Raw genomic sequence first — 22,908 nt, 5'->3', positions numbered from 1 at the left:
ACTCTGTGTAATATTATTTTTTATTAATAAAACTTCCGTCGTGGGAGCAGAGAGGGGTATTCGATTGTCAGATAATCAACTATTAGATGTTCAAAACCTACATACAGGCTTCCGTCTTAAAGATGAATATTACGATGCGGTAGATGACGTTTCTTTTACGTTAGATAAAAACGAGATCTTAGCAATCGTGGGCGAATCTGGGTGCGGGAAAAGTACGTTAGCTACTACTATCATGGGGTTACTTGATCCAAACAATACAAAGATCACAGGCGAAATTTTATATAATGATTTAAACTTGATCGAATTAAACGAAACTTTATATAACAAGATTCGGGGAAATGATATTGGCATGATTTTTCAGGATCCATTATCTGCATTAAACCCTTTGATGAAAATTGAAGACCAAATAAAAGAAGGTTTGTCTTACCATACAAAAATGAACGCGGAACAAAGACAAGCTCGTGCTTTAGAATTATTAGAACAAGTTGGTATTCCTAATCCTGAACGAGTAGGACGACAATATCCCCATGAATTATCAGGTGGGATGAGACAACGTGTGATCATCGCAATTGCCATTGCCTGCAAGCCACCGATCATCATCGCTGATGAACCAACTACTGCTTTAGATGTAACAATCCAAGCACAGATCCTTGATTTATTAAAAGATTTACAAGAAGAAACAAAAGCAGGAATCATCCTCATCACGCACGATTTAGGTGTCGTTGCTGAAATGGCGGATCGTGTAGCCGTGATGTATGGAGGTCAGTTTGTTGAAGTAGCAAGTGTGAAGGAATTATTTGAAAATCCACAACATCCATATACACGTTCTTTATTGAACTCTATTCCTCAAGAAGGAAATCATGATGTGGAACTACATGTGATTGAAGGGGTTGTTCCATCTTTAAAAAACATGCCGCGTGAAGGTTGCCGTTTTGCTCCTCGGATTCCGTGGATCCCCGTGAGTGATCATGAAGAAAATCCAGTTCTTCATGAAATTGCTCCGAATCATTTGGTTCGTTGCTCATGCTACAAACATTTCCACTTTAGAGACGAAAAAGGAGAGGTGTAGATGTCAGAATTAATCACAATCAACGATTTGAAAGTTCACTATCCGATTCGTAGTGGTTTCTTTAATCGAGTAACGGATCATGTTTACGCAGTAGATGGCGTAGATTTTATCATTGAAAAAGGAAAGACTTATGGGTTGGTTGGTGAGTCCGGCTCAGGAAAATCGACAACCGGAAAAGCGGTTGTTGGTTTGGAAAAAGTTACATCTGGTCAGATCATTTACGAAGGCAAAGATGTGACTCAGCGAAGTAACCGAAAAAAAATCGGCTATAACAAAGATGTCCAAATGATCTTCCAAGATTCGATGTCCAGTTTAAATCCTAAAAAACGAGTATTAGATATCATTGCTGAACCTATTCGGAATTTCGAACGTCTGAGCGATCAGGAAGAAAAGAAAAAAGTAAAAGGATTGCTAGATATCGTAGGAATGCCTGAAGATGCATTGTACAAATACCCACATGAATTTTCGGGTGGTCAACGTCAACGTCTCGGTGTTGCTCGAGCAGTAGCAACGAATCCAAAATTAATTGTAGCAGATGAACCAGTATCTGCCTTAGATTTATCTGTACAAGCGCAAGTATTAAACTTCATGAAGCGAATCCAACAAGAATTTGGCCTCAGCTATTTATTTATTTCTCATGACCTAGGAGTCGTAAAGCATATGTGTGACAACATTGCTATTATGTATAAAGGACGCTTTGTTGAGATTGGTACTCGTGAAGATATCTATAATGACCCACGTCACATCTACACCAAACGTTTGCTTTCGGCTATTCCTCAGATTGATGTGGAAAATCGAGAACTTCATAAAGAGAATCGTCGAAAAGTGGAAAAAGAGTATATTCAAAACCAAAATGAGTATTACGATCAGACGGGACGAGTATACGATTTACGTACGATTACAGCAACGCATGAAGTAGCGTTGAAAGACGGAGGTGCTAGTTAATGTGGAAAACGATTCTAAGACGTGTGCTACTGATGATCCCGCAAGTGATCATACTTAGTGTATTGATCTTCATGTTGGCAAAAGCGATGCCGGGAGATCCATTTACCGGATTGATCAATCCAAACCAAGATCCAGCTGTTATTGAACGAATGAGACAAGCCGCAGGATTGAATGATCCGTGGTATGAGCAATATTTCCGTTGGATAGGCAACGCACTGCATGGGGATTTGGGGCAAAGTTTCTTATATAAACGTACAGTTGCTGATTTGATCGGTGAACGAATCATCAATACACTCTATCTATCAGTTTTGACAGTTATTATTACGTATTTGATTGCTGTACCGCTAGGAATGTTAGCAGGTAGATATCAAAATTCGATTTTAGATAAAGTGGTCGTGATTTATAACTTCTTCAGTTTTGCTGTACCATTGTTCATTTTTGGTCTGATCATGCTGTTTATTTTTGGTTATCGCTTAGGCTGGTTTCCAACGAGCGGTTCACAGACCTTGGGATTGCAGGGCGGATTTATTACGCAGCTGTTTGACCGAATGAAATATATCATTTTACCATCGATTACCCAAGCCTTCTTAGCAACAGCTGTCACGATCCAGTATTTAAGAAGTGAAGTCATTGATTCTAAGTCTTTGGATTTTGTACGGACAGCCCGTTCAAAAGGTGTACCAACGAAAAAAGTATTTAGTCGTCACATTTTCCGTAACGCGGCATTGCCGATGGCTTCGCAGATGGGATATGAAATCACTTCCTTGATTGCAGGTTCAGTAGTTATTGAAAAAATCTTTGGTTATCCTGGGGTCGGGAAATTGTTTATCGATGCGATTGGTCAACGAGACTATACGGTTATTACATCCTTAGTATTGATTTTAGGAATTGCAACGTTGATTGGAACCTTGCTATCAGATATCATCATGAGCATCGTCGATCCACGTATTCGTATCCAATAAAATCAATCTGAAAGGAGCAAAAGCAAATGAGCGATAAAAAGAAAGAAGTTACGCAAGAAAGCATCCCACCAATGGGTTTGCGAATGATTGCGCGTGAATTTAAAAAAGATAAAATAGCCATTTTTTCATTAGGCTTACTAGTTGTTTTATTGTTAGTCATTTTTATTGGTGCGCTATTCACTGACCAAGACAAAGTGATGTACGTAAGTATCTTTGACAAGTATGCAGCTCCGGGTGCTATTTCCGCTGAAGGTACAAAATTTATTTTAGGTGCAGATGAAGGTGGTCGTGATGTTCTTGGACAATTAATTATTGGTGCCAGAAACTCTGTGACGATTGGCTTTGCGATCACAGTGATTACGTCCATCATTGGTGTAGGCTTAGGGATCATCTCTGGTTACTACGGTGGGATCGTTGATAATATTTTGATGCGTATCGTTGATTTTATCATGATTCTACCGATCATGTTGATCATCATCGTGTTTGTATCGATTATTGCGAATTACAACGTATGGTCATTTATTTTCATCATGAGTGCTTTTTATTGGGTGGCAAAAGCCCGATTATTCAGAAGTAAAACATTATCTGAAGCAAGACGTGATTACGTGAGTGCTTCGAAGACGATGGGAACAGGCGATTTTAAAATCATGTTCCGTGAAATCATGCCGAACTTAAGTTCATTGATCATCACCAACTTAACGATGAACTTTGCGGCAAATATTGGGATCGAAACCACTTTGACTTTCTTAGGGTTTGGTTTGCCAGCGAATGTTCCAAGTTTAGGGACATTGATTGGCTATGCCAGCAGTGGAGAAGTTTTAGTGAATCGACAATGGATCTGGTTACCTGCGTCAATTCTAATTTTAGTTTTGATGTTAAGTATCAACTATGTTGGTCAAGCATTCAAGCGTTCTGCTGATGCCCGACAACGACTAGGATAGAAAGAAAAGGGGGATATAGGATATGAAAAAAACGGTTTTAGGATTTGCAACACTGCTTACAGTAGTAGCACTAGCTGCTTGCGGTAGTGGCGGGAGTACTGATTCTTCAGGAAGCAATTCCGCAGATAAAGGGGACAGTAAAAAAGAGTTAACGTTTCCTTTAGCAACAAAAAATGATAAAGATTCAGTGAAAGACGGCGAACTAGAGGCTGCGGTAGCAACAGACAGCCAGTTCAAAGGACTTTTCCAATGGGAATTCTATCAAGATTCTTATGATGCTGCATTCATGGCACCTTCTCATGAAGCATTGTTTGCTAATGACGCTAGTTTCAAAATCAATGATAAAGGGGCTGCAACGTTAGATTTAGACCAAGATGCGAAAAAAGCAACAATCAAAATCAAAGATAACGTAAAATGGTCTGATGGCAAAGCTGTAACAGCGGATGATGTTATTTTCCCTTATGAAATTATCGGTAACAAAGATTACACGGGTATTCGCTATGACGATACTTTCCAAAATATCGTAGGTATGGAAGAGTATCATGATGGAAAAGCAGATACAATTTCTGGTATCAAAAAAGTAGACGATTCAACTGTTGAAATCCAATATAAAAAAGTAGAACCAAGTATGCTACAAGCTGGCGGCGGAATTTGGGCTTATGCTGCACCAAAACATACGCTTGAAGGCGTTGCAATCAAAGATATGGAATCAAGTGATCAAGTACGTAAAAATCCAGTTACTTTTGGTCCTTACTATATGAGTAATATTGTCTCTGGTGAATCTGTAGAATATTTACCGAATGAATACTACTGGAACGGAAAACCTAGTTTGAAAAAAATCACTATGAAATCAGTGCCAATTGCAAGTGCAACAGAAGCAGTGACTTCAAAATTGTATGATATGGTTTTCCAAATGCCTACAGATACGTATGACACATACAAAGATGTAGAAGGCTACACAAACTTAGGTCGTCAACAAACATCTTATACTTACCTAGGCTTCAAGCTAGGCACATGGGATGCTGCTAAGAATACTGTAAACTATGACAAAAATTCAAAAATGGCAGACAAATCATTGCGACAAGCAATGGGCTATGCATTAGATAATAATGCAGTAGGTGAACGTTTCTACGCTGGTTTGAGAAGCAATGCAACATCATTGATTCCTCCAGTATTTGAAGGTTATCATGACAAGGACCTAAAAGGTTATACTCAAGATATGGATAAAGCAAATAAATTGTTAGATGATGCTGGTTACAAAGATGTAGATGACGATGGTCTAAGAGAAGATAAAGATGGTAAGAAATTGACAATCAACTTTGCATCAATGGCAGGTGGCGAAACAGCTCAACCATTAGCTGACTACTATGTTCAACAATGGAAAAAAATCGGTTTGAATGTAAAATATACAACTGGTCGTCTGATCGAATTTAACTCATTCTATGACAAATTAGAAAATGATGATCCTGAAATCGATGTATACCAAGCAGCTTGGAATACTGGTACCGATCCAAATCCAAATGGCTTGTGGGGAAAAAATGCAGCATTCAACTACACACGCTTTGCTTCAGATGAAAATACAAAATTGATTGATGATATCGGCTCTGATAAATCATTCGATGCGGATTACCAAAAAGAAGCTTATAAGAAATGGCAAAAATATGCTTTCGATGAAGCTTTTGCAATCCCAACATTATTCCGTAATGAAGTATTGCCAGTCAACGATCGCGTAAAAGATTGGAACTGGGCATACGATGAACCAAATCCATGGGCTAAAGTTTCTGTAACAGCAGATTCACGTTCATAAAAAAATCAGAAAAAACCACAAAACAGTTGATCTGTTTTGTGGTTTTTTTGTTTATTTTAAGATGCGGTTGATTATGGATGTTTTTTAATTTGAAATGACAAGTTATCGTTTGTACATAACATTGTTATTGCTTACTATTTAAGAGAGGGATAAAGTCAGAAATCCATATCTTAAAAATCGTTATTTAATAATGACAGACTAATCGAATATCCAGCGATGATCTAGAGCGAATGCTCTTCATCATAAATTAAAAAAGGAGGCAAAACGACTCGGTGTTGGAAACATCAAAAATCGCTTGTTGGGACTTAAAGTAAAACTGAAAAGGAGAATGATGATGAGAAGAATCAAAAAGAATATGACATGTATCATTGGGCTTTTTTCTATGGTTGTTTTATTTACCCCGCTTTCTCAAGTCAGTGCAACACAAACGATTGAACCTTTAGTGGTGACCACAGAACCAACGATCTTGGATCTAGATGAAACAAACAGTTTACTTCCAAGACAAACAAGAATCACAACAAATACGTTTTATGGGGGCGTGACAGGAATTCCCGGATTTGGCACAGTATGGGGAGAGTTTTACCCTACGCAAAGAGAAGTAGCGGTACAAGCTAAAGGGAAACAGGTGAAGACAGTATATGGACTTCCCGGTAGAACGGCTAAAGCAACGGCTTCACGTGCATTTACTGGAAATACTTCCGGATGGTGGTGGAGATAAAGAAGAGAAGCTAGGATAAAACATTAGAACGAAATACCCGAACTTAGTTATTGCTTTTACATCAAGTAGGACCTTGTCGCAGTTCACGAGGTTTCATGTATTGAAAATAGTTCGGGTATTATTTTAGAGTAGGTTTTATTCAAGTATTCTTTTTTTTAAAATAATGAAAAAAATATATTCTTTTTTCTTTTTATTTACTGTCGTTAGTTTTTTCTATAGTATGTCCTTTATTGGCACAGAAGTGATCAAATCAGCAATTCCCAGTGTCCACTCAAGCATTATGGTGGAAACAGTAGGCGGACAGAAAAACAATCAAGAAATATTCCAAAAAATCGCCCACTATGCTCGTGAAAAACAGGTATCTATACATAAATTGATTTTTAGAATTGGCGAAGATGGTCAGACAAAAAAGGAAATCTATACGTTTGATAAAATAAAAAATTCTACATATAGTTATCCAGTGATTCCTTCAGACTATCCGACATTTTTTTATGATTATTCCGAATTAACAAATGAAGAAGTACTTGGCTTATATTTGATAACCGAAGCACCTCCTAAAGACATGAAAGAGGAATTATATAAGAATGGAATCGGGATCGAAATTGAACAGGCTCAGTGGTTTTTCTATTTTGCTTCGATGTTGTCCGGTAGTATCGGACAATTATTCTTTATTCTTTTCTTATGCTTGATTGTAGCATTAGGATTCTATAAATCCTCGATCCGTAAAAAAATAGGAATCAGAGAGATGCTAGGCTGTCCAAACTATCGCCTTATTTTAAGAGATATTGGTTGTGACGTCGGGTTGTTTGCAGGAATCTTAGGAGCTTTTCTTTTTTTCTACCCTCATATGCAATTTCTTTATGGCCCAATTCTTATTTTTGGAATCATATGTATTGGTCTTCTTCATGTATCGAGTAGCTACTTTTTTGCTTTAGGTGCTATTACTAGAAAAATCAAAGGAGAAAAACCATACACGTGGCTAGCGAACACCAATCTCTTACTTAAAGCAATGATCATGGTGTGCATGATTCTCAATGTGGCAATGCTCTCGGCAAAAATGACTGAGAATAAAATCCTGCAGGAACAACTAAATTACTGGACACAGATTCCAGATTACTACCATCTGCAGTTTAGCAATAGTACTCAATTACTACCAAATTTTAAACAAAGCAAGGAGCAACAAAAAGAAAACTCTAGCCAAATAAATCAGTTATTATTACCTCTGATAGAAAAAGGGGAGCAATCAGGTGGTGTTTTTCTAAGTGATCTAGAGTTGATGGCACAGCATCCACTTTATAATTATGTTGATAAAAATGCTCTCTGGGTGGCTAACCAGAATGCCGTTCGAGAGCTAAATGTAAAGGATAGGAGCGGAAATGTAATCCAGAGGTTAGATGAACATTCTTTCCATCTATTGATTCCTGAAAATAAGAGAAGGCATACCAGTATTATTGTGAAAGAAATAGAGAAAGATCTAAATTTTTATCAACATCCATTTGACTACGAAAGCACTGTATATCAAGGAGAATTAAACATACTATATATACAATCAAATCAAGTACTTTTTAATTATAATCATCAATTATGGGAAAACATGTATGCTTTTGATCCTGTGATTGTAGTGATTTCGCTACCGTTGATCGAACCAAATATCGATAGTTGGATAGCTGATATTTCGAATGGGACGTATCTATTTCGTGAAGCAACAGAAGTTCAGCACTTTATCCAAGAGCATCAACTACAGAAAGAATTTTTTGGTTTGATTGCTGTGAAAGACCAGATCAATGAGACTATTGTAAAAAATCGGTTTGAATACTATACAGCAGTGATAACTTGGTTTTTTTTGATTACTAGTTTTGTGGCAATAGAAGGCTATTCAAGTATGGTTTATATTCAAATGAACAGTAAACGTCTTTTTCTTCAATATATCTTTGGAAAAACTTTGTGGCAGCACCATCGAGATTATTACCTTAAAATGAGTGTTAGTTCTTTTGTCGCATTAAGTAGTTTATCTTTCTGGAGAGCAGAGTGGTTAGCGAACTCGTTAGCAGTAGCTATCTTTGAAATGAGTTTACTTTTAGTTATGACTTACATTGCTGAAAAAAAACAACGACTCGAGGTGATTAAAAATGATTGAAGTGAGAGGCATCTCAAAAAAATTTAACGAAAAAGTGGTTTTCGAAGAGTTATCTTTTACTTTAGATAGCGGTTCGATGATAGCGATCATTGGAGAAAGTGGTTCTGGTAAAACAACACTATTAAATTGTTTGGGACAACTTGAGGAAGTAGATAAAGGTGAGATCTTCATAAATGGGGAAAAAATCTTGCGAAAACACAAACGGAAATTTTTTCGAGAACAGGCGGGTTTTCTATTTCAAAATTTTGCTTTGATCGACAATGAAACGGTGAAAAAAAATTTGCAATTGGTAACAAAAGATCAATCAAAAATAGTTGCCGCATTGGAAAAATTTCAAGTAGAACAGTTGTTAAACCAAAAAATATTTCGTTTGAGCGGTGGAGAGCAGCAACGTGTGGCGTTAGCACGTCTATTCTTGAAGGACCCACCATTAATTTTTGCTGATGAACCAACAGCTTCATTAGATCAGAAAAATAAAGAAATCGTGATCCAAACTCTGCAAGAATTGAACCGACAGGGAAAGACAGTTATAGTTGTGACGCACGATTTAGAATTAGCCAAGCGGTTAGGTCGAGTCATCGATCTTACTGAGTTGAAAAATCTGATTACTTTCTAGCTTAAAATCGAAATAAATAGGTACAGTGAGCTGAAATATGAGCGTGGGACAAAAGTAAGAAACACTTTTGTCTCATTCTTTAAAAACGGATAAACGGTGGGAGCAGAAGCAACTCCTTCGGAAATAAGCCGAAATTCACAAAAATTTGAAAAGCAACTTTCGTGAACCTCTTCTTATTTCTTGGAGTTAAACACTTCTGTCCCAGCCTCGTATTTCGGCTTATTTGTGGTGTCTATAGCCTTCATTGCTTACTTTTTTCTAGAATGGGTAGCAAAAATCAAAATTTTTGGAGTGTTTATTAAGGCTTTGCTTACCTTTTATTTCAACCATTTCAAATTTATGAAAAAACCAGTATAATAAGGAAGTATTGAAAAAATATCCATAAAGGAATGTGGAAAATGGACAATCAGCTGACAAAAGAACTAAAAGAAAAGTATACTATCGTTTTTCACGATCTAAATCTACTTGAACAAGCTTTTACCCATTCATCCTATGTGAATGAGCATCGCAACCTTCAATTATCTGATAACGAACGATTGGAATTTCTAGGAGATGCCGTCTTAGAATTGATGGTCTCTGAATATCTATATCGTTTATATCCAGATATTCCAGAAGGAAAATTGACGAAGACCCGTGCCGCAATCGTACGTGAAGATAGCTTATCAAAATTTGCAAAAGAATGTGGTTTTGATAAATACATCATGTTAGGCAAAGGGGAAGAAAATTCTGGAGGACGTACTAGACCAGCACTTCTTTGTGATCTGTTTGAAGCCTTTTTAGGCGCTTTGTATCTAGATCAAGGTTTTGAAGCAGCCCATGACTTTCTCAAAGCAGTCGTCTTTCCAAAAGTTAAAGCAGGTGCTTTTTCACATGAGATGGATCATAAAACGAAACTACAAGAAGTATTGCAAAAATCAGGGGACGTCTTCATTGAATATCGCTTGATCAAGGAAGAAGGACCCGCCCATGAACGTATTTTTTGGATCGAAGTATACGTTGACAACAAATTGATCGGGACAGGTCAAGGAAAATCGAAAAAATTAGCAGAACAAGCTGCTGCTGAAAATGCACTAGCAGCATTGTAAAAAGTGAGTGAGGGAATGCTTAGTGTATTTAAAACGAATTGAAATAGCTGGGTTTAAATCCTTTGCGGATAAAACAGTGATTGATTTCGAAAACAGTGTAACAGCAGTCGTTGGGCCAAACGGAAGCGGAAAAAGCAATATTACGGAAGCTATCCGTTGGGTCTTAGGCGAGCAATCAGCTAAAAGTCTTCGTGGCGGAAAAATGCCTGACATTATTTTTGCTGGTTCAGATACGAGAAAACAACTAAATATAGCGGAAGTCACAGTTACTTTGGATAATACGGATCATTATCTTCCGTTAGATTACAACGAGATCAGCGTGACTAGACGGTATCGCAGAACAGGCGAAAGTGAGTTTTATATCAATAAACAAGCTTGTCGATTGAAAGATATCCAAGAATTATTTATGGACTCTGGGCTAGGTAAAGAATCATTTTCGATTATTTCGCAAGGAAAAGTCGAAGCAATCTTTAGCAGTAAACCAGAAGACCGCCGCGGAATCTTTGAGGAAGCAGCAGGGGTCTTGAAATACAAGCAACGTAAGAAAAAAGCAGAACAAAAATTGTTCGAAACAGAAGATAATCTTAGCCGTGTGCAAGATATTATCCACGAATTGGCAGAACAATTGGCACCTTTATCTGTTCAAAGTGAAATAGCTAAAAAATTCTTACGACTAAAAGAAGACTTGACGCAAACAGATATTGCTTTGATGATCGCAGAGATCAAAGTAGCGAAAAAAGAATGGGAAGAGAAACAAGCAAGACTTGTTCAATTCAATCAAGAATTGTCTGCTTTGACCACACAGATCCAAACGCAAGAAGAAGTCTTGGCAGAAAAACGCAAACAAAATCTGCAGGCAGATCGCCAGATCGAAAAGGGGCAACAAACATTACTTGCTTTGTCCGAGAGTTTAAAACAAGCAGAAGGCCAAAAAGATGTGTTACTTGAGCGGACAAAACATACACAAAAAAGTTCTGCAGAGTATCAAACCTCTTTAGCGGAAGCGCAGAAGAAAGTCAGACACTTCGAAAAGATGCAAGAAAATTTGACTAAAAAAGTGAATGAAAAAGAAATAGAGATTCAACAAGCGCAAACAAAGTTGATGAAGACCCAACAAGAATTAGAGAAATACCAAAAATCAACCAAAGAATTGTTGGCTGAATTACGCGATCAATATGTTGATTTGATGCAAGAACAGGCAAATGTGGGGAATGAACTGAAATATCTAGAACGCCAATATTTGCAAGAAACATCAAAAAGCAAACAGGCGTTAGCAAAACAATCAGAAGTGGAAGCTTCTGTGCTAGAGTTGACAGCCAAACGTCAGGAATTGTCAAAGAAACAAGAGCATCTCCAAACAGGATTAGCAGCAAATAAAAATGAACTGGAAAAAATCCAACTAAATGGAAAAAAATACCAGGATCAATTAGCACAAGAACAACCAAAAATGTATCAGTTGATGAATCAGGTGCAACAATTGCGCGCACGCCAAAAAAGTTTACAGGAGATCCAAGAAAATTATTTTGGTTTTTATCAAGGGGTACGTTTGGTTTTACAACACAAACAACAACTGTCAGGGATCATCGGAGCTGTAGCTGAATTGATCGATGTGCCATCCTCTTTCACTTTGGCGATCGAAACAGCTTTAGGGGGGGCGGCTCAACATGTCATTGTGGAAAATGAACGCGATGCGCGTCAGGCAATCACTTATTTGAAACAACAAAGAGGTGGCCGTGCAACTTTCTTACCTCTGACAACGATCAAACCTCGACAATTGCCAGCTCATATTCTTTCACAAGCTGAAGCTGTAGATGGCTTTTTAGGCATTGCGAGTGAACAAGTGATTTTTCCTGATAAAATCCAAACAGTTGTCCATAATTTGTTAGGAACGATTCTATTAGCTAAGGATCTTGAGAGTGCTAATGCCATCGCCCAAACCATTCGCTATCAGTACCGAGTTGTTTCATTGGAAGGTGATGTGATGAACGCCGGCGGTTCGATGACCGGTGGGGCGAATAAACGTGGAAATCAAGGAAGTTTATTCTCACAAAACCAAGAATTGAAACAATTGACAGTAGCGTTTGAAGAAGCAGATCAACAACTGCAACTTCAAGAAAAGAAAGTGCAAGGATTACAGCAAGAAATAACGATTTTGGCTGAAAAACAAGAAGTTTTGCGTACGCAAGGAGAACAGTTGCGACTTGAAGAGCAAGAAGTAACGAACCACTTGCAAAACATCATGAATGATTTAGCTCGTTTTGAAAAAGAAAAGCAAGTATCGAATTTTGAAACGCGTGAACTACAGCAATTTATTGAAACGTATCAGAAGCAGCAAACAGAGCTTACAGCAAGGCAGAGCGAAATCGAGTTGCAACGCCAACAGATTGATGAAGAAATCAAATCACTTAGTCAAGAAAGTGATCAAATGGAAGCGAAAAAAAACCAAGTCCAAGCTGAAAAAGCGCAAGAACAAGCAGATCTGGCTGTTTTAAAAGAACAATTCAATCATTTACAGATCCAATTGCGAGGAGCACGTGTCCAAAAAAATGAAGCATTGGAACGTCAAGAAAGTTTGGAAAAGCAGCTAGCAAATTTAACAGCTGATTTTACAGACCATGAGATGACAGAAGAAAGTTTAGAGAAAAAAATCGGCGAGCTATCAGCGAAACGTGAAGCATTACAAATAGAATTAACAACAATAAAGGCACAGCGTGAGAATATCCAGAAAGAAATCGACCAGCTTGAAATCGTGTTGGCAGAACAAAATCGCCAACAAAAAATCCAACTGACAGAACAATCGAAACTGGAAGTGCAAAAAGATCGGGCAGAAGTACTTCTTGATACTCATTTAGGTTACTTACAAACGGAATATCAAATCAGTTTTGAAAAAGCAATCGTTGACTATGAAGAAACAGAAGATGTAGCAGTGAGCCGTGTTGAAGTTGCGTCATTGAAAGAGCAGATCGAGGACTTAGGCCCCGTTAACTTGAGTGCTATCGAACAATTTGAACAAGTCAATGAGCGACATACATTTTTAGCGACTCAACGGGACGATTTGTTGTCTGCGAAAAATCAACTTTTTGAAACGATGGAAGAGATGGATGATGAAGTACGTACACGATTCAAAGAAGTCTTTGAGGCGATTCGTCAAGAATTCAAAGTGGTATTTCCGAATATGTTTGGTGGCGGACGTGCGGAGTTAGTGCTTACAGACCCAACAGATCTTTTGAAAACAGGGATTGAGATTGAAGTTCAACCACCAGGAAAAAAATTACAAAGTTTGAGTTTGCTTTCAGGTGGAGAAAGAGCGTTGACAGCTATTGCTTTGCTGTTTTCGATCATTCGAGTCTGTCCGGTCCCATTCTGTATTTTAGATGAGGTTGAAGCTGCATTAGATGAAGCAAACGTGAAACGCTTTGGACGTTATTTAAGTGATTTCCAAGATGGCACACAATTCATCGTGGTTACACACCGTAAAGGAACGATGGTCGCTGCCGATGTTTTATACGGCGTGACGATGCAGGAATCGGGAGTTTCAAAAATCGTTTCGGTTCGTATGGAGGATATCAACGAAGAAGGAAAAATGGAAACGAAAGTGTAGGAAAATAAATGATCAAATTAATTTCGATTGATTTAGATGGTACATTATTAGATGAAGAGAAAAAAATCTCAAATGAGAATAAGCGTGTGTTGGCCGAAGCTAAAGCAAAAGGGGTCAAGATCGTGTTATGTACAGGGCGCCCATTAGCAGCGATGGCTCACTATCTGCAAGAACTAGGTTTAGTAGATGAAGGCGATTTTAGCATTACTTTCAATGGAGGTCTGGTCCAAAAAAATGACACAGGCGAAATCATGGAAAAGAAAGTGATGACAGTTGCAGATATCCACCGATTGTATGATTTAGCCCAACAGTTGGATTTGCCACTAGATGTTTTATCAGATAATCGGGTGCTGCAGTTGCCAAGTGCGCCCAAGAAGCAATCACTATATAATGTGTTGAATAAATTGCTGCAATTTCAACCAGCAACATTAGCAGATATTACAGATGAATTTGTATTGAATAAAGCTGTCATTGCTTACCCACAAGAAGAATTAGATCCAAAAATCAAAGAGATACCAGCTACATTCCATGAAAGATATGAAATCATCAAAACACGAAGCATGCTTCTGGAATTCATGCCTAAGGGTGTCACAAAAGCTTATGGAATCTCTCTATTAGCGAAAGATCTAGGATTAGAACCAGCAGAAATCATGGCAATCGGGGATGAAGAAAATGATTTACCGATGATCGAATATGCTGGATTAGGTGTAGCGATGGAAAATGCGGTGCCAGCTGTGAAAGAATTAGCAGATTACATTACTTCAAGCAACGTTGAAAATGGTGTGGCAAAAGTCATTCAAAAATTTGTTTTAGATTAGGAGGGAACTTATGGGATTCTTTGATAAGATCAAACGTGCGTTTACTGGAGAAGAACAAGCAGAAGAAGTCGAAGTACAAGAAAAGTACGACAAAGGACTAGAAAAAACCCGAAAAACATTTGGGGAACGCATGAATGAGTTATTTGCAAATTTCCGAACAGTAGATGAAGATTTCTTTGAAGAACTAGAAGAAACGCTGATTGGCGCAGATGTGGGCTTTGAAACAGCGATCCAGATCACGGAAGCGCTCCGGCAAGAAGTAAAACTCCGGAATGCGAAAAAACCAGCAGAGATCCAAAATGCAATCATTGAAAAATTAGTTGATCTGTATGAAGAAGAGGGAATCAACGAAGTCAATGAATTGAACATTCAAGAAGATAGCTTGACAGTCATCTTGTTTGTCGGCGTGAACGGAGTTGGAAAAACCACAAGCATCGGGAAACTTGCGCATCAGTATAAAAACGAAGGCAAGAAAGTTTTGCTGGCTGCCGCTGATACTTTCCGTGCAGGTGCGATCGACCAACTAGTTGTGTGGGGCGAACGTGCTGGGGTAGAAGTAGTTCGTGGAAATGCCGGAGGTGACCCTGCAGCTGTTGTCTATGATGCAATGGAACGAGCGAAAAATGAACAAGTGGATGTTTTATTGGTGGACACAGCAGGCCGTTTGCAAAATAAAGTCAATTTAATGAATGAATTGGAAAAAATAAAACGTGTCATCCAACGGGAATTACCAGAAGCACCCCATGAAACTTTACTCGTCCTTGATGCGACAACTGGCCAAAACGCAATGGTCCAAGCGAAACAATTCAAGGAAACGACGGATGTTACTGGGTTAGTATTGACGAAACTAGATGGTACGGCAAAAGGCGGAATCGTATTAGCCATCCGTAATGAATTGCATCTACCAGTCAAATTAGTCGGTCTTGGCGAAGGTATCGATGATTTGGAACCATTCGAGCCAAACGATTTTGTTGTGGGCTTGTTCAAAGGGTTATTAAAAGAAGAATAAAATCTGTTATGACTGTTCTTTGAAAGAAAGTACCTGATTTAGGGGAAAAACTACCATGATCAACTGAATAATTGATCACATAAACGTAGCTAAAGAAAAAGCTGGAGTACCATGAGAATATGAAAATATTTTCTGGTTCTTCAGCTTCTTTTTTAGAATGAGAAGAGAACATAAAAAAGTAAGATGGGGCTCTACATAAAAGTTGAATTTTTCTTTTTTCTCATTTTAAAACAATTTCGTTCTTTTTCTAGAGGATTTTTACTATAATTAGAGGCATATGAACTGGAGGACAATGAATAATGAATTATAAATATTTACTCTTGCATCCTAACTCACGCCCGTTTATCGATCAAGCACGTTTTGGTGTTGAACGTGAAGGACAACGAGTGGATCTGACAGGAGCTTTAGCACGAACCGATCATCCTGAAGTATTTGGTGATCGAGCATTCCATCCCTATATCCAAACAGATTTTAGCGAAACACAAATTGAATTGATCACACCCGTCACTGATTCAGTGGAGGAACTATTCCAATATTTAGCGGCTATTTATGATGTCGCTTCTCGGTCGATCTCTGATGAGGAAATGATCTGGCCGTTAAGTATGCCACCTGCACTACCGACGAAAGACGAAGAAATCATGATCGCGAAATTAGCGAATTTCGAGGATGTACTTTATCGCCGCTATCTAGCCAAAGAGTATGGAAAAAGAAAGCAGATGGTGAGCGGTATCCATTTTAATTTTGAATTTGGCGATGATTTATTACGATCATTGTTCGCGCAACAAACGGAATTTCCTGATTTTACATCATTTAAAACAGAACTGTATCTAAAAACGGCGCGAAATTTCTTGCATTACCGTTGGTTGATCACTTATCTATATGGGGCTTCTCCTTTTAGTGAAGCAAATTATTTCGTCGATAAACCTGCACCAAGCGAGCCGGTTCGAAGCATTCGCAACAGTTCATTTGGCTATACGAATCATCCAAATGTCAAAGTATCTTATTCATCAATGGAACGCTATTTATCCGATATCGAACAGATGGTGGAAGAAGGGAAATTGTCAGAAGAAAAAGAATTTTACACACCTATACGCTTCCGTGGCGGGAAACGAGTAGCGGATCTGACGACAACTGGAGTACGATACATCGAGTTGCGAAACATTGACCTGAATCCCTATGCACGTCTTGGAATCAATCCAGAACAAGTGAAATTTTTGCAACTATTTTTGACGTACATGTTGTGGGTAGAAGAAGAACAAGAACCAGATGCTTGGGTGAAAGAAGGTACGGATAAAAATGAAATAGTTTCTCTTGAACACCCGTTGAAGCAAACAGCTTTTCTTGAAGAAGGGCTTAAGGTATTGAATGGGATGAAAGAAATGCTGATCGAGTTAGAACAGCCAACAGCGATCTCTTTGATTGAGAAAATGATTGAGAAAATGCTACAACCAGCAGAGACTTTAGCAGGAAAAATCTATCAAGAAGCAAAGGAAAAAAGTCAGCACGAGTTTGCCCTGAACCTAAGTAAAAAATATGATGAAGAAGCACATGCACGTCCTTATCAATTAGCAGGCTTTAGAGATATGGAACTTTCTACACAACTCTTTTTATTTGATGCGATCCAAAAAGGAGTAGAAGTGAAAGTAATTGATGAAGCTGATCAATTTTTACGATTACAACATCAGGAACATATCGAATATGTGAAAAATGCAAATATGACAAGTAAAGATAGCTATATCGTTCCTTTGATCATGGAGAATAAGACAGTCACGAAGAAAATTTTAAAAGAAGCAGGATTCCGTGTACCAAATGGTGCAGAATTTACATCAATGGAAGAAGCGATAAAAGCATATCCGAGATTTGCCAAGCAAGCATTTGTGATCAAACCGAAGTCTACGAATTATGGGCTAGGAATCACTATCTTCAAAGATGGAGCAAGCTTAGAAGATTATCAAGCGGGATTAGCTATCGCATTTAGGGAAGATGCTTCTGTTTTAGTCGAGGAATTCATGCCGGGAACGGAGTACCGTTTCTTTGTGATCAACGGTGAGGTCCAAGCCATCTTGCTTCGAGTTCCGGCAAATGTCGTAGGAGACGGTGTGCGAACAGTAGAGGAGTTAGTTGCTGAAAAGAATCTTGACCCGTTACGAGGAACGAACCATCGCGCACCATTGGAACTGATCCAACTGGGAGAGTTAGAACAATTGATGTTGAAGGAACAGGGATTAACGGTATCTTCTGTACCCGCCAAAGACAAAATCGTTTATTTGAGGGAAAATTCAAATATCAGTACTGGAGGTGACTCCATTGATGTGACGGATGAATTTTCTGAAGACTATAAACAAATTGCAGTTTCAGCGGTGGAAGCATTAGGTGCGAAAATAAGTGGAATCGATTTGATCATTCCAGATAAAGAAGTAGACCCTGAGAAAAATCCAACTGCCTATGGAATCATTGAAGCGAACTTTAATCCAGCGATGCATATGCATGTCTACCCGTTTGCAGGAAAAGGCAGAAGACTGACAATGAATGTTTTACAATTGTTATATCCAGAAATTTTTGAAAAATAACAGAGCAAAAAAAATATTTATCTCTTCTGCTAGACCAAAATAATTGGGGCAGAGGAACAGCTTTATGAATATCTATAAAACGACCGCCCAAAGTTAGAATTCCTGACTTTGGGCGGTCGTTTCAGTTGGGAAAATACTTATTTGAATTAAAACAAGCGATCCCATAAACTTTTCTTTTTGTTTTTTTCTTCGGGTTCTACTTGTTCTTCTTTGGGATATTTTTCTTCTACGTCAATGACTGGTTCATTCACTGCTTGTTTCGCAGCTAAGAGTAACCCAATGCTGTCTGGAGCGTCGGAGACAAAGTCATTGACGACTGTAAAACGGATATTTTTCTTCGTTGCAAGCTGGATGTATTGATTTTGGATCGCAATTGGGGTTTCACCATTCAAGAGAATCGTCGCATCAGGCTGCTTTTCCATTTCTTCAATGAATTTCTCCTTGTTTGTCGGATCTTTCATCTCAGCGATCGTCATACTCAAATAACAACGTTCACGAAAAGTACCTAAATATTTGTGTTGTTCCTCGGGATTTACTAATGGGGTACCATACATTCCTTTGTCTAAATGGCTTTGTACATCGTCTTTTGACATCGGATTATCCTCCTTCTCAGTTCCTCTAATAGAATTATAACATAGAAGATGAAAATACTTAAAAAAGAAAAAAGCGGTTGCTTTTGTTCAAACGTTCACTTAGAATAAGAATGAGAATCATTATCAATTAGAAGCGAGGAGGATTTTATGCGGTACTTTTGGTTAATTGCTGCCTTGATTGGACTAGGCTGCTGTTCCTTATTTATCGGTGTATCAAATGTACAGTTTTCTGACCTGATTCACTTAAGGGGACAAAGTACCCAACTTTTTTTAGTGACTCGCTTCCCTCGAACGATTTGTTTGATCTTAGTTGGAGCGACAAGTAGTATTTGTGGACTGATCATGCAGCACTTGACTCAAAATAAATTTGTTTCACCAACGACTGCGGGAACGATGGATAGTGCAAGGTTGGGAATTTTAGTCGTTATGTTATTTTTACCTCAGGCACCTTTACTTTTACGTTCTCTGACAGCTTTTTTCTTTGCTTTTGCAGGAACACTTTTATTTTTATCTTTTGCACGGTTGTTTCCGCAAAAAAATCAGCTTATGCTTCCGTTAGTTGGAGTAATGTTGGGGAATATCATTGGTTCCGTAGCGTCTTTTTTTGCTTACCAATTTCAATTGGTACAAAACATGTCTTCATGGCTACAAGGAAATTTTGCGACGATCATACGTGGTGAGTATGAATTATTGTATGTAACGGTTCCTTTGTTGGTGGTTATTTACATCTTTGCGTACCGCTTTACCATTGTTGGCTTAGGTGAATCTTTTGCAGTCAACCTAGGGATCAATTATAAAAAAATGCAATTATTAGGAATAGGACTTGTTTCTTTTGCGAGTGCAATCGTATTGATCATGGTTGGAACGATTCCATTTCTTGGTGTGATCATTCCCAATATCACTGCTAAGCTATATGGGGATCAGGTACATAAAACGTTGGGATTCACCGCGCTGTTGGGGAGTGTCTTCTTACTTGCTTGTGACATCATCGCTCGAGTCGTTATTTATCCCTATGAAGTGCCGGTCAGCGTGGTGGTGGGGATCATTGGCGGTATTATTTTCCTTTATTTGCTGGTTAGGAGGAAAAAGAATGCATAGAAAAAGGATACGATTTACCCTTTTGGTTATCCTTACTCTAGGAGTGATCGCCAGCTATTTGATGATCAATACCTATGGGAATTGGCAATTCGCCTGGGCACTTCGCAGTAAAAAAATTTTTGCATTTCTTTTGGTTTCTCTCGCTACAAGCGGTGCAACGATCAGTTTTCAAACGATCACACAAAATCAATTTTTGACCCCATCTGTTTTAGGATTGGATTCATTGTATGTATTGGTCCAAACAACTCTCTTCTTTTTCTTTGGTGGAGTGACGATGTTACAACAGGTAGGAACAGGGATGTTTTTACTGAATATTGGATTGATGGTGGGGTTGAGTCAGCTCTTATTCTTCTTTTTATTGAAGAAAGGTCAGACGAATGTCTTTCTTCTTTTAATGACTGGGTTGATCTTAGGTACCTTGTTTAGCAGTATCAGCACCTTTTTACAAGTTGTCATGGATCCAAATGAATATGATCTTTTACAAGGAAAGCTCTTTGCTAGTTTTGGGAATATTCCAAATCAGTATTTACTGCCTGCTACGATCATCATTAGTTTGTCTTGGCTCTTCTTATTTTATAAAAGACACTATCTTGATGTGTTCCATCTTGGAAAAGAACAAGCAATCAATTTAGGGATTGATACAGATCATTTCCAGTTTTTGGTATTATGCTGTGTCAGTCTTCTGACGGGTACTGCTACTGCATTGGTGGGACCGATCACTTTTCTAGGGTTTATTGTAGCGAATATCAGTTATCGTTTCTTTGCTACTTATCGACATGGAGAATTATTTCTAGGGAGTTTTTTGATTTCCGTCCTCTTTTTAGTGGGTGGGCAATTGCTCGTAGAACAGCTTTTTGGTTGGAACACGACTGTTAGTATTGTGGTGGAATTTTTAGGTGGTGTTTATTTTATTACAAAATTGATTCGTGAAAGGAAGACGATCACATGATCGACTTAAAAGAAGTTAGTAAGAACTATCATGAAAAAGCGGTGGTGAAAGGAGTCAATCTGACTATCAAGGAACAGCAATTGACCGCATTTATTGGACCGAATGGAGCAGGAAAATCGACAGTTCTGTCAATGATCAGTCGGCTGATTGCCAAGGATACGGGCGAAATTTATTTGGATCACAACGAGGTGAAGGTTTGGCGCTCAAAGGAACTAGCTAAAAAGCTATCCATTTTACGACAAACCAATACGATCAGTATACAGATCACCGTCAAAGAATTAGTTGAATTTGGTCGTTTTCCTTATACAAAAGGGAAACTAACTACACACGATCAACAAATCGTCAAGGAATCGATGGAACATCTAGGTTTAGACGCATTAGCGGATCAAACGATCGATACACTTTCTGGTGGTCAGTTACAGCGGGCTTACATTGCGATGGTACTTGCCCAAGATACAGATTACATTTTGTTGGATGAACCGTTGAATAATCTGGATATGAATTTTGCTGTACAAATCATGCAGATTTTAAAAAAATTAGTGAACGAATTAGGAAAAACGATCATCATCGTTCTCCATGATATCAATTTTGCAGCGAGTTATGCAGATGAAATCATTGCCATGAAAGATGGAGAGTTATTTGTTCAAGGCACAACGAACGAAATTATCAAAAAAGAAGTTTTAGATGAGTTGTATGAAATGGACATCCGAATTTGCGAAATTGAAGGACGCAGATTCTGTCTTTATTTCTAAAAAAATTAAAGGAGAAAAGAGATGAAAAGATTAGTACTTAGTGTTTTATTGATGGCAACATTTGGATTGGAGGCATGTGGGAATACTGGAAACAGTAGTACGTTGTCTACCCAAACAAGTAATACAACCGAACAAACGACCGTATCTATTAAAGACAGCAATGGAGATCGTGTGGAAGTACAAAAAAATCCACAAAAAGTCGTTGTTTTTGATAACGGGTCTTTAGATACATTAGATGCATTGGGCGTTGGGGATAGAGTGATCGGAGCAGCAACTAGGAGCTTACCTAGTTATTTAGATAAGTATAAAGATGTAGAATCGGCTGGTGGGATCAAAGAGCCTGATTTAGAAAAAATCAATCAGTTACAACCTGATTTGATCATTATTTCTGGTAGACAAAGTGATTACAAAGAAGAACTAGCTAAGATTGCGCCAACCCTTTATTTAGCGGTCGATACAAAGGAACCGTGGGAATCTGTACAGCAGAATGTAAATGCGTTAGCTGAGATTTTTGGTAAAGAAGACAAAGCAAAAGAAGAACTAGCTACATTAACGAAAGAAATTGAGGAAACAAAAGAAAAAGCAAGCAAGCTTGAACAAACAGCTTTAATTACGCTAGTGAACGAAGGGCAGCTTTCAGCTTATGGTTCAGGTTCACGTTTTGGCCTTGTCCATGATGTATTTGGATTCAAACAAGCGGATGATCAAATTGAAGCTTCTACGCATGGACAGAGTGTTTCCTATGAGTATATCTTAGAAAAAAATCCAGGGATCCTTTTTGTTGTCGATCGCACGAAAGCAATTGGCGGAGATGACAGTAAAGATAACGTGTCGGCAAATGAATTAGTTGCGCAGACAGATGCTGGAAAAAATGATCAAGTCATTTCTTTACAACCAGATGTATGGTATTTAAGTGGCGGTGGTTTAGAGTCAATGAAGTTGATGATAGAAGACGTCAATCAAGCATTCAACTAAAGGAAGACTAGAACAAAACGGAAAACGGCACGAAAATGAGGTCGAGACAAAAGTCATTTAGGCTTGAGAAATTGGAGAAAAAAACGAACAATACGTTTTTTGTATTGCTCGTTTTTTTTTTTTTTTTTGAAATTTCCGAAAATCTGACTTTTGGACGCCGTTTATTTGAGAGAGGCTGGGACAGAAGTGTTTAACTCCGAGAAATAAGAAGAAATGAACGAAAATTGCTTTTCAAATTTTTGTGAATTTCGGCTTATTTCCGA

The 22,908-nt window shown here is 38.2% G+C and carries 18 protein-coding genes; 17 read left to right on the top strand and 1 reads right to left on the bottom strand.

All coding sequences use genetic code 11. The annotated features are described in order from the left end of the window. Nucleotides 1-64: 64 nt before the first annotated feature. From IGI47_RS00835 to gshAB, 13 genes are all read left to right on the top strand, one after another. On the top strand, nt 65-1,069 hold the full coding sequence (locus tag IGI47_RS00835) for an ABC transporter ATP-binding protein (RefSeq protein WP_311930685.1): 1,005 nt from the start codon (nt 65-67) through the stop codon (nt 1,067-1,069). Continuing rightward, on the top strand, nt 1,070-2,014 hold the full coding sequence (locus IGI47_RS00830; protein WP_081133724.1) for an ABC transporter ATP-binding protein: 945 nt from the start codon (nt 1,070-1,072) through the stop codon (nt 2,012-2,014). Next, nucleotides 2,014-2,976, top strand: a complete 963-nt coding sequence (gene opp4B / locus IGI47_RS00825; RefSeq protein ID WP_005880710.1) for an oligopeptide ABC transporter permease — start codon at nt 2,014-2,016, stop codon at nt 2,974-2,976. Before IGI47_RS00830 ends, opp4B begins: the two co-directional genes overlap by 1 nt. Before the next feature lie 26 nt (nt 2,977-3,002). Continuing rightward, a complete protein-coding gene (locus IGI47_RS00820) occupies nt 3,003-3,917 on the top strand; it encodes an ABC transporter permease (protein WP_081133725.1) in 915 nt (304 codons plus the stop codon). Nucleotides 3,918-3,939: 22 nt separating this feature from the next. Beyond that, nucleotides 3,940-5,724, top strand: coding sequence for an oligopeptide ABC transporter substrate-binding protein (locus IGI47_RS00815; RefSeq protein WP_311930684.1), 1,785 nt, complete (start codon nt 3,940-3,942; stop codon nt 5,722-5,724). A gap of 334 nt (nt 5,725-6,058) precedes the next feature. Next, on the top strand, nt 6,059-6,442 hold the full coding sequence (locus IGI47_RS00810; RefSeq protein WP_311930683.1) for a hypothetical protein: 384 nt from the start codon (nt 6,059-6,061) through the stop codon (nt 6,440-6,442). A 163-nt stretch (nt 6,443-6,605) separates the two neighbouring features. Beyond that, on the top strand, nt 6,606-8,579 hold the full coding sequence (locus tag IGI47_RS00805; RefSeq protein WP_438783050.1) for a DUF1430 domain-containing protein: 1,974 nt from the start codon (nt 6,606-6,608) through the stop codon (nt 8,577-8,579). Then, a complete protein-coding gene (locus IGI47_RS00800; RefSeq protein ID WP_311930681.1) occupies nt 8,572-9,195 on the top strand; it encodes an ATP-binding cassette domain-containing protein in 624 nt (207 codons plus the stop codon). Before IGI47_RS00805 ends, IGI47_RS00800 begins: the two co-directional genes overlap by 8 nt. 398 nt (nt 9,196-9,593) lie before the next feature. Continuing rightward, a complete protein-coding gene (gene rnc, locus IGI47_RS00795) occupies nt 9,594-10,280 on the top strand; it encodes a ribonuclease III (protein ID WP_016177197.1) in 687 nt (228 codons plus the stop codon). A gap of 22 nt (nt 10,281-10,302) precedes the next feature. Further along, nucleotides 10,303-13,881 (top strand): chromosome segregation protein SMC, encoded by a 3,579-nt coding sequence (gene smc, locus IGI47_RS00790; RefSeq protein WP_311930680.1) that lies wholly within the window; start codon nt 10,303-10,305, stop codon nt 13,879-13,881. An 8-nt stretch (nt 13,882-13,889) separates the two neighbouring features. Next, a complete protein-coding gene (locus IGI47_RS00785; RefSeq protein ID WP_311930679.1) occupies nt 13,890-14,699 on the top strand; it encodes a Cof-type HAD-IIB family hydrolase in 810 nt (269 codons plus the stop codon). 10 nt (nt 14,700-14,709) lie between these two features. Then, nucleotides 14,710-15,708 (top strand): signal recognition particle-docking protein FtsY, encoded by a 999-nt coding sequence (ftsY, locus tag IGI47_RS00780; RefSeq protein WP_311930678.1) that lies wholly within the window; start codon nt 14,710-14,712, stop codon nt 15,706-15,708. A 296-nt stretch (nt 15,709-16,004) separates the two neighbouring features. After that, entirely contained in the window at nt 16,005-18,278 is a 2,274-nt protein-coding gene (gene gshAB, locus IGI47_RS00775) for a bifunctional glutamate--cysteine ligase GshA/glutathione synthetase GshB (protein WP_438784436.1), read from the top strand. Nucleotides 18,279-18,424: 146 nt separating this feature from the next. Here gshAB and IGI47_RS00770 read toward each other — a convergent pair whose 3' ends face one another. Continuing rightward, nucleotides 18,425-18,871 carry a YueI family protein gene (locus IGI47_RS00770; RefSeq protein ID WP_311930677.1) on the bottom strand — a complete coding sequence of 149 codons (447 nt, stop codon included), beginning with the start codon at nt 18,869-18,871 and terminating at the stop codon, nt 18,425-18,427. A gap of 147 nt (nt 18,872-19,018) precedes the next feature. Here IGI47_RS00770 and IGI47_RS00765 point away from each other — a divergent pair, with 147 nt between their 5' ends. The 4 genes from IGI47_RS00765 to IGI47_RS00750 are packed head-to-tail and all read left to right on the top strand — an operon-like array spanning nt 19,019 to nt 22,645. Then, entirely contained in the window at nt 19,019-19,969 is a 951-nt protein-coding gene (locus IGI47_RS00765; RefSeq protein ID WP_311930676.1) for an ABC transporter permease, read from the top strand. Continuing rightward, on the top strand, nt 19,962-20,918 hold the full coding sequence (locus IGI47_RS00760; RefSeq protein WP_311930675.1) for an iron chelate uptake ABC transporter family permease subunit: 957 nt from the start codon (nt 19,962-19,964) through the stop codon (nt 20,916-20,918). Before IGI47_RS00765 ends, IGI47_RS00760 begins: the two co-directional genes overlap by 8 nt. Then, the gene (locus IGI47_RS00755) at nt 20,915-21,670 is read left to right on the top strand and encodes an iron ABC transporter ATP-binding protein (protein ID WP_311930674.1); all 756 of its coding nucleotides are present in this window, start codon (nt 20,915-20,917) and stop codon (nt 21,668-21,670) included. Before IGI47_RS00760 ends, IGI47_RS00755 begins: the two co-directional genes overlap by 4 nt. Before the next feature lie 21 nt (nt 21,671-21,691). Beyond that, the gene (locus IGI47_RS00750; RefSeq protein ID WP_438783048.1) at nt 21,692-22,645 is read left to right on the top strand and encodes a siderophore ABC transporter substrate-binding protein; all 954 of its coding nucleotides are present in this window, start codon (nt 21,692-21,694) and stop codon (nt 22,643-22,645) included. Nucleotides 22,646-22,908: the final 263 nt, after the last annotated feature.

Source organism: Enterococcus sp. AZ191 (assembly GCF_051713845.1).
Classification (GTDB): domain Bacteria; phylum Bacillota; class Bacilli; order Lactobacillales; family Enterococcaceae; genus Enterococcus_B; species Enterococcus_B durans.
Note: the sequence above shows the minus strand (reverse complement) of the source record. Positions and strands in the feature narration are given on the sequence as shown.

Excerpts from the sequence above, each read along its gene's own strand:
- IGI47_RS00830 (WP_081133724.1), top strand. The coding sequence starts at position 1,070 with ATGTCAGAATTAATCACAATCAACGATTTGAAAGTTCACTATCCGATT.
- opp4B (WP_005880710.1), top strand. The coding sequence starts at position 2,014 with ATGTGGAAAACGATTCTAAGACGTGTGCTACTGATGATCCCGCAAGTG.
- IGI47_RS00820 (WP_081133725.1), top strand. The coding sequence starts at position 3,003 with ATGAGCGATAAAAAGAAAGAAGTTACGCAAGAAAGCATCCCACCAATG.
- IGI47_RS00815 (WP_311930684.1), top strand. The coding sequence starts at position 3,940 with ATGAAAAAAACGGTTTTAGGATTTGCAACACTGCTTACAGTAGTAGCA.
- IGI47_RS00810 (WP_311930683.1), top strand. The coding sequence starts at position 6,059 with ATGAGAAGAATCAAAAAGAATATGACATGTATCATTGGGCTTTTTTCT.
- IGI47_RS00805 (WP_438783050.1), top strand. The coding sequence starts at position 6,606 with ATGAAAAAAATATATTCTTTTTTCTTTTTATTTACTGTCGTTAGTTTT.
- IGI47_RS00800 (WP_311930681.1), top strand. The coding sequence starts at position 8,572 with ATGATTGAAGTGAGAGGCATCTCAAAAAAATTTAACGAAAAAGTGGTT.
- rnc (WP_016177197.1), top strand. The coding sequence starts at position 9,594 with ATGGACAATCAGCTGACAAAAGAACTAAAAGAAAAGTATACTATCGTT.
- IGI47_RS00785 (WP_311930679.1), top strand. The coding sequence starts at position 13,890 with ATGATCAAATTAATTTCGATTGATTTAGATGGTACATTATTAGATGAA.
- ftsY (WP_311930678.1), top strand. The coding sequence starts at position 14,710 with ATGGGATTCTTTGATAAGATCAAACGTGCGTTTACTGGAGAAGAACAA.
- IGI47_RS00770 (WP_311930677.1), bottom strand. The coding sequence starts at position 18,871 with ATGTCAAAAGACGATGTACAAAGCCATTTAGACAAAGGAATGTATGGT.
- IGI47_RS00765 (WP_311930676.1), top strand. The coding sequence starts at position 19,019 with ATGCGGTACTTTTGGTTAATTGCTGCCTTGATTGGACTAGGCTGCTGT.
- IGI47_RS00760 (WP_311930675.1), top strand. The coding sequence starts at position 19,962 with ATGCATAGAAAAAGGATACGATTTACCCTTTTGGTTATCCTTACTCTA.
- IGI47_RS00755 (WP_311930674.1), top strand. The coding sequence starts at position 20,915 with ATGATCGACTTAAAAGAAGTTAGTAAGAACTATCATGAAAAAGCGGTG.
- IGI47_RS00750 (WP_438783048.1), top strand. The coding sequence starts at position 21,692 with ATGAAAAGATTAGTACTTAGTGTTTTATTGATGGCAACATTTGGATTG.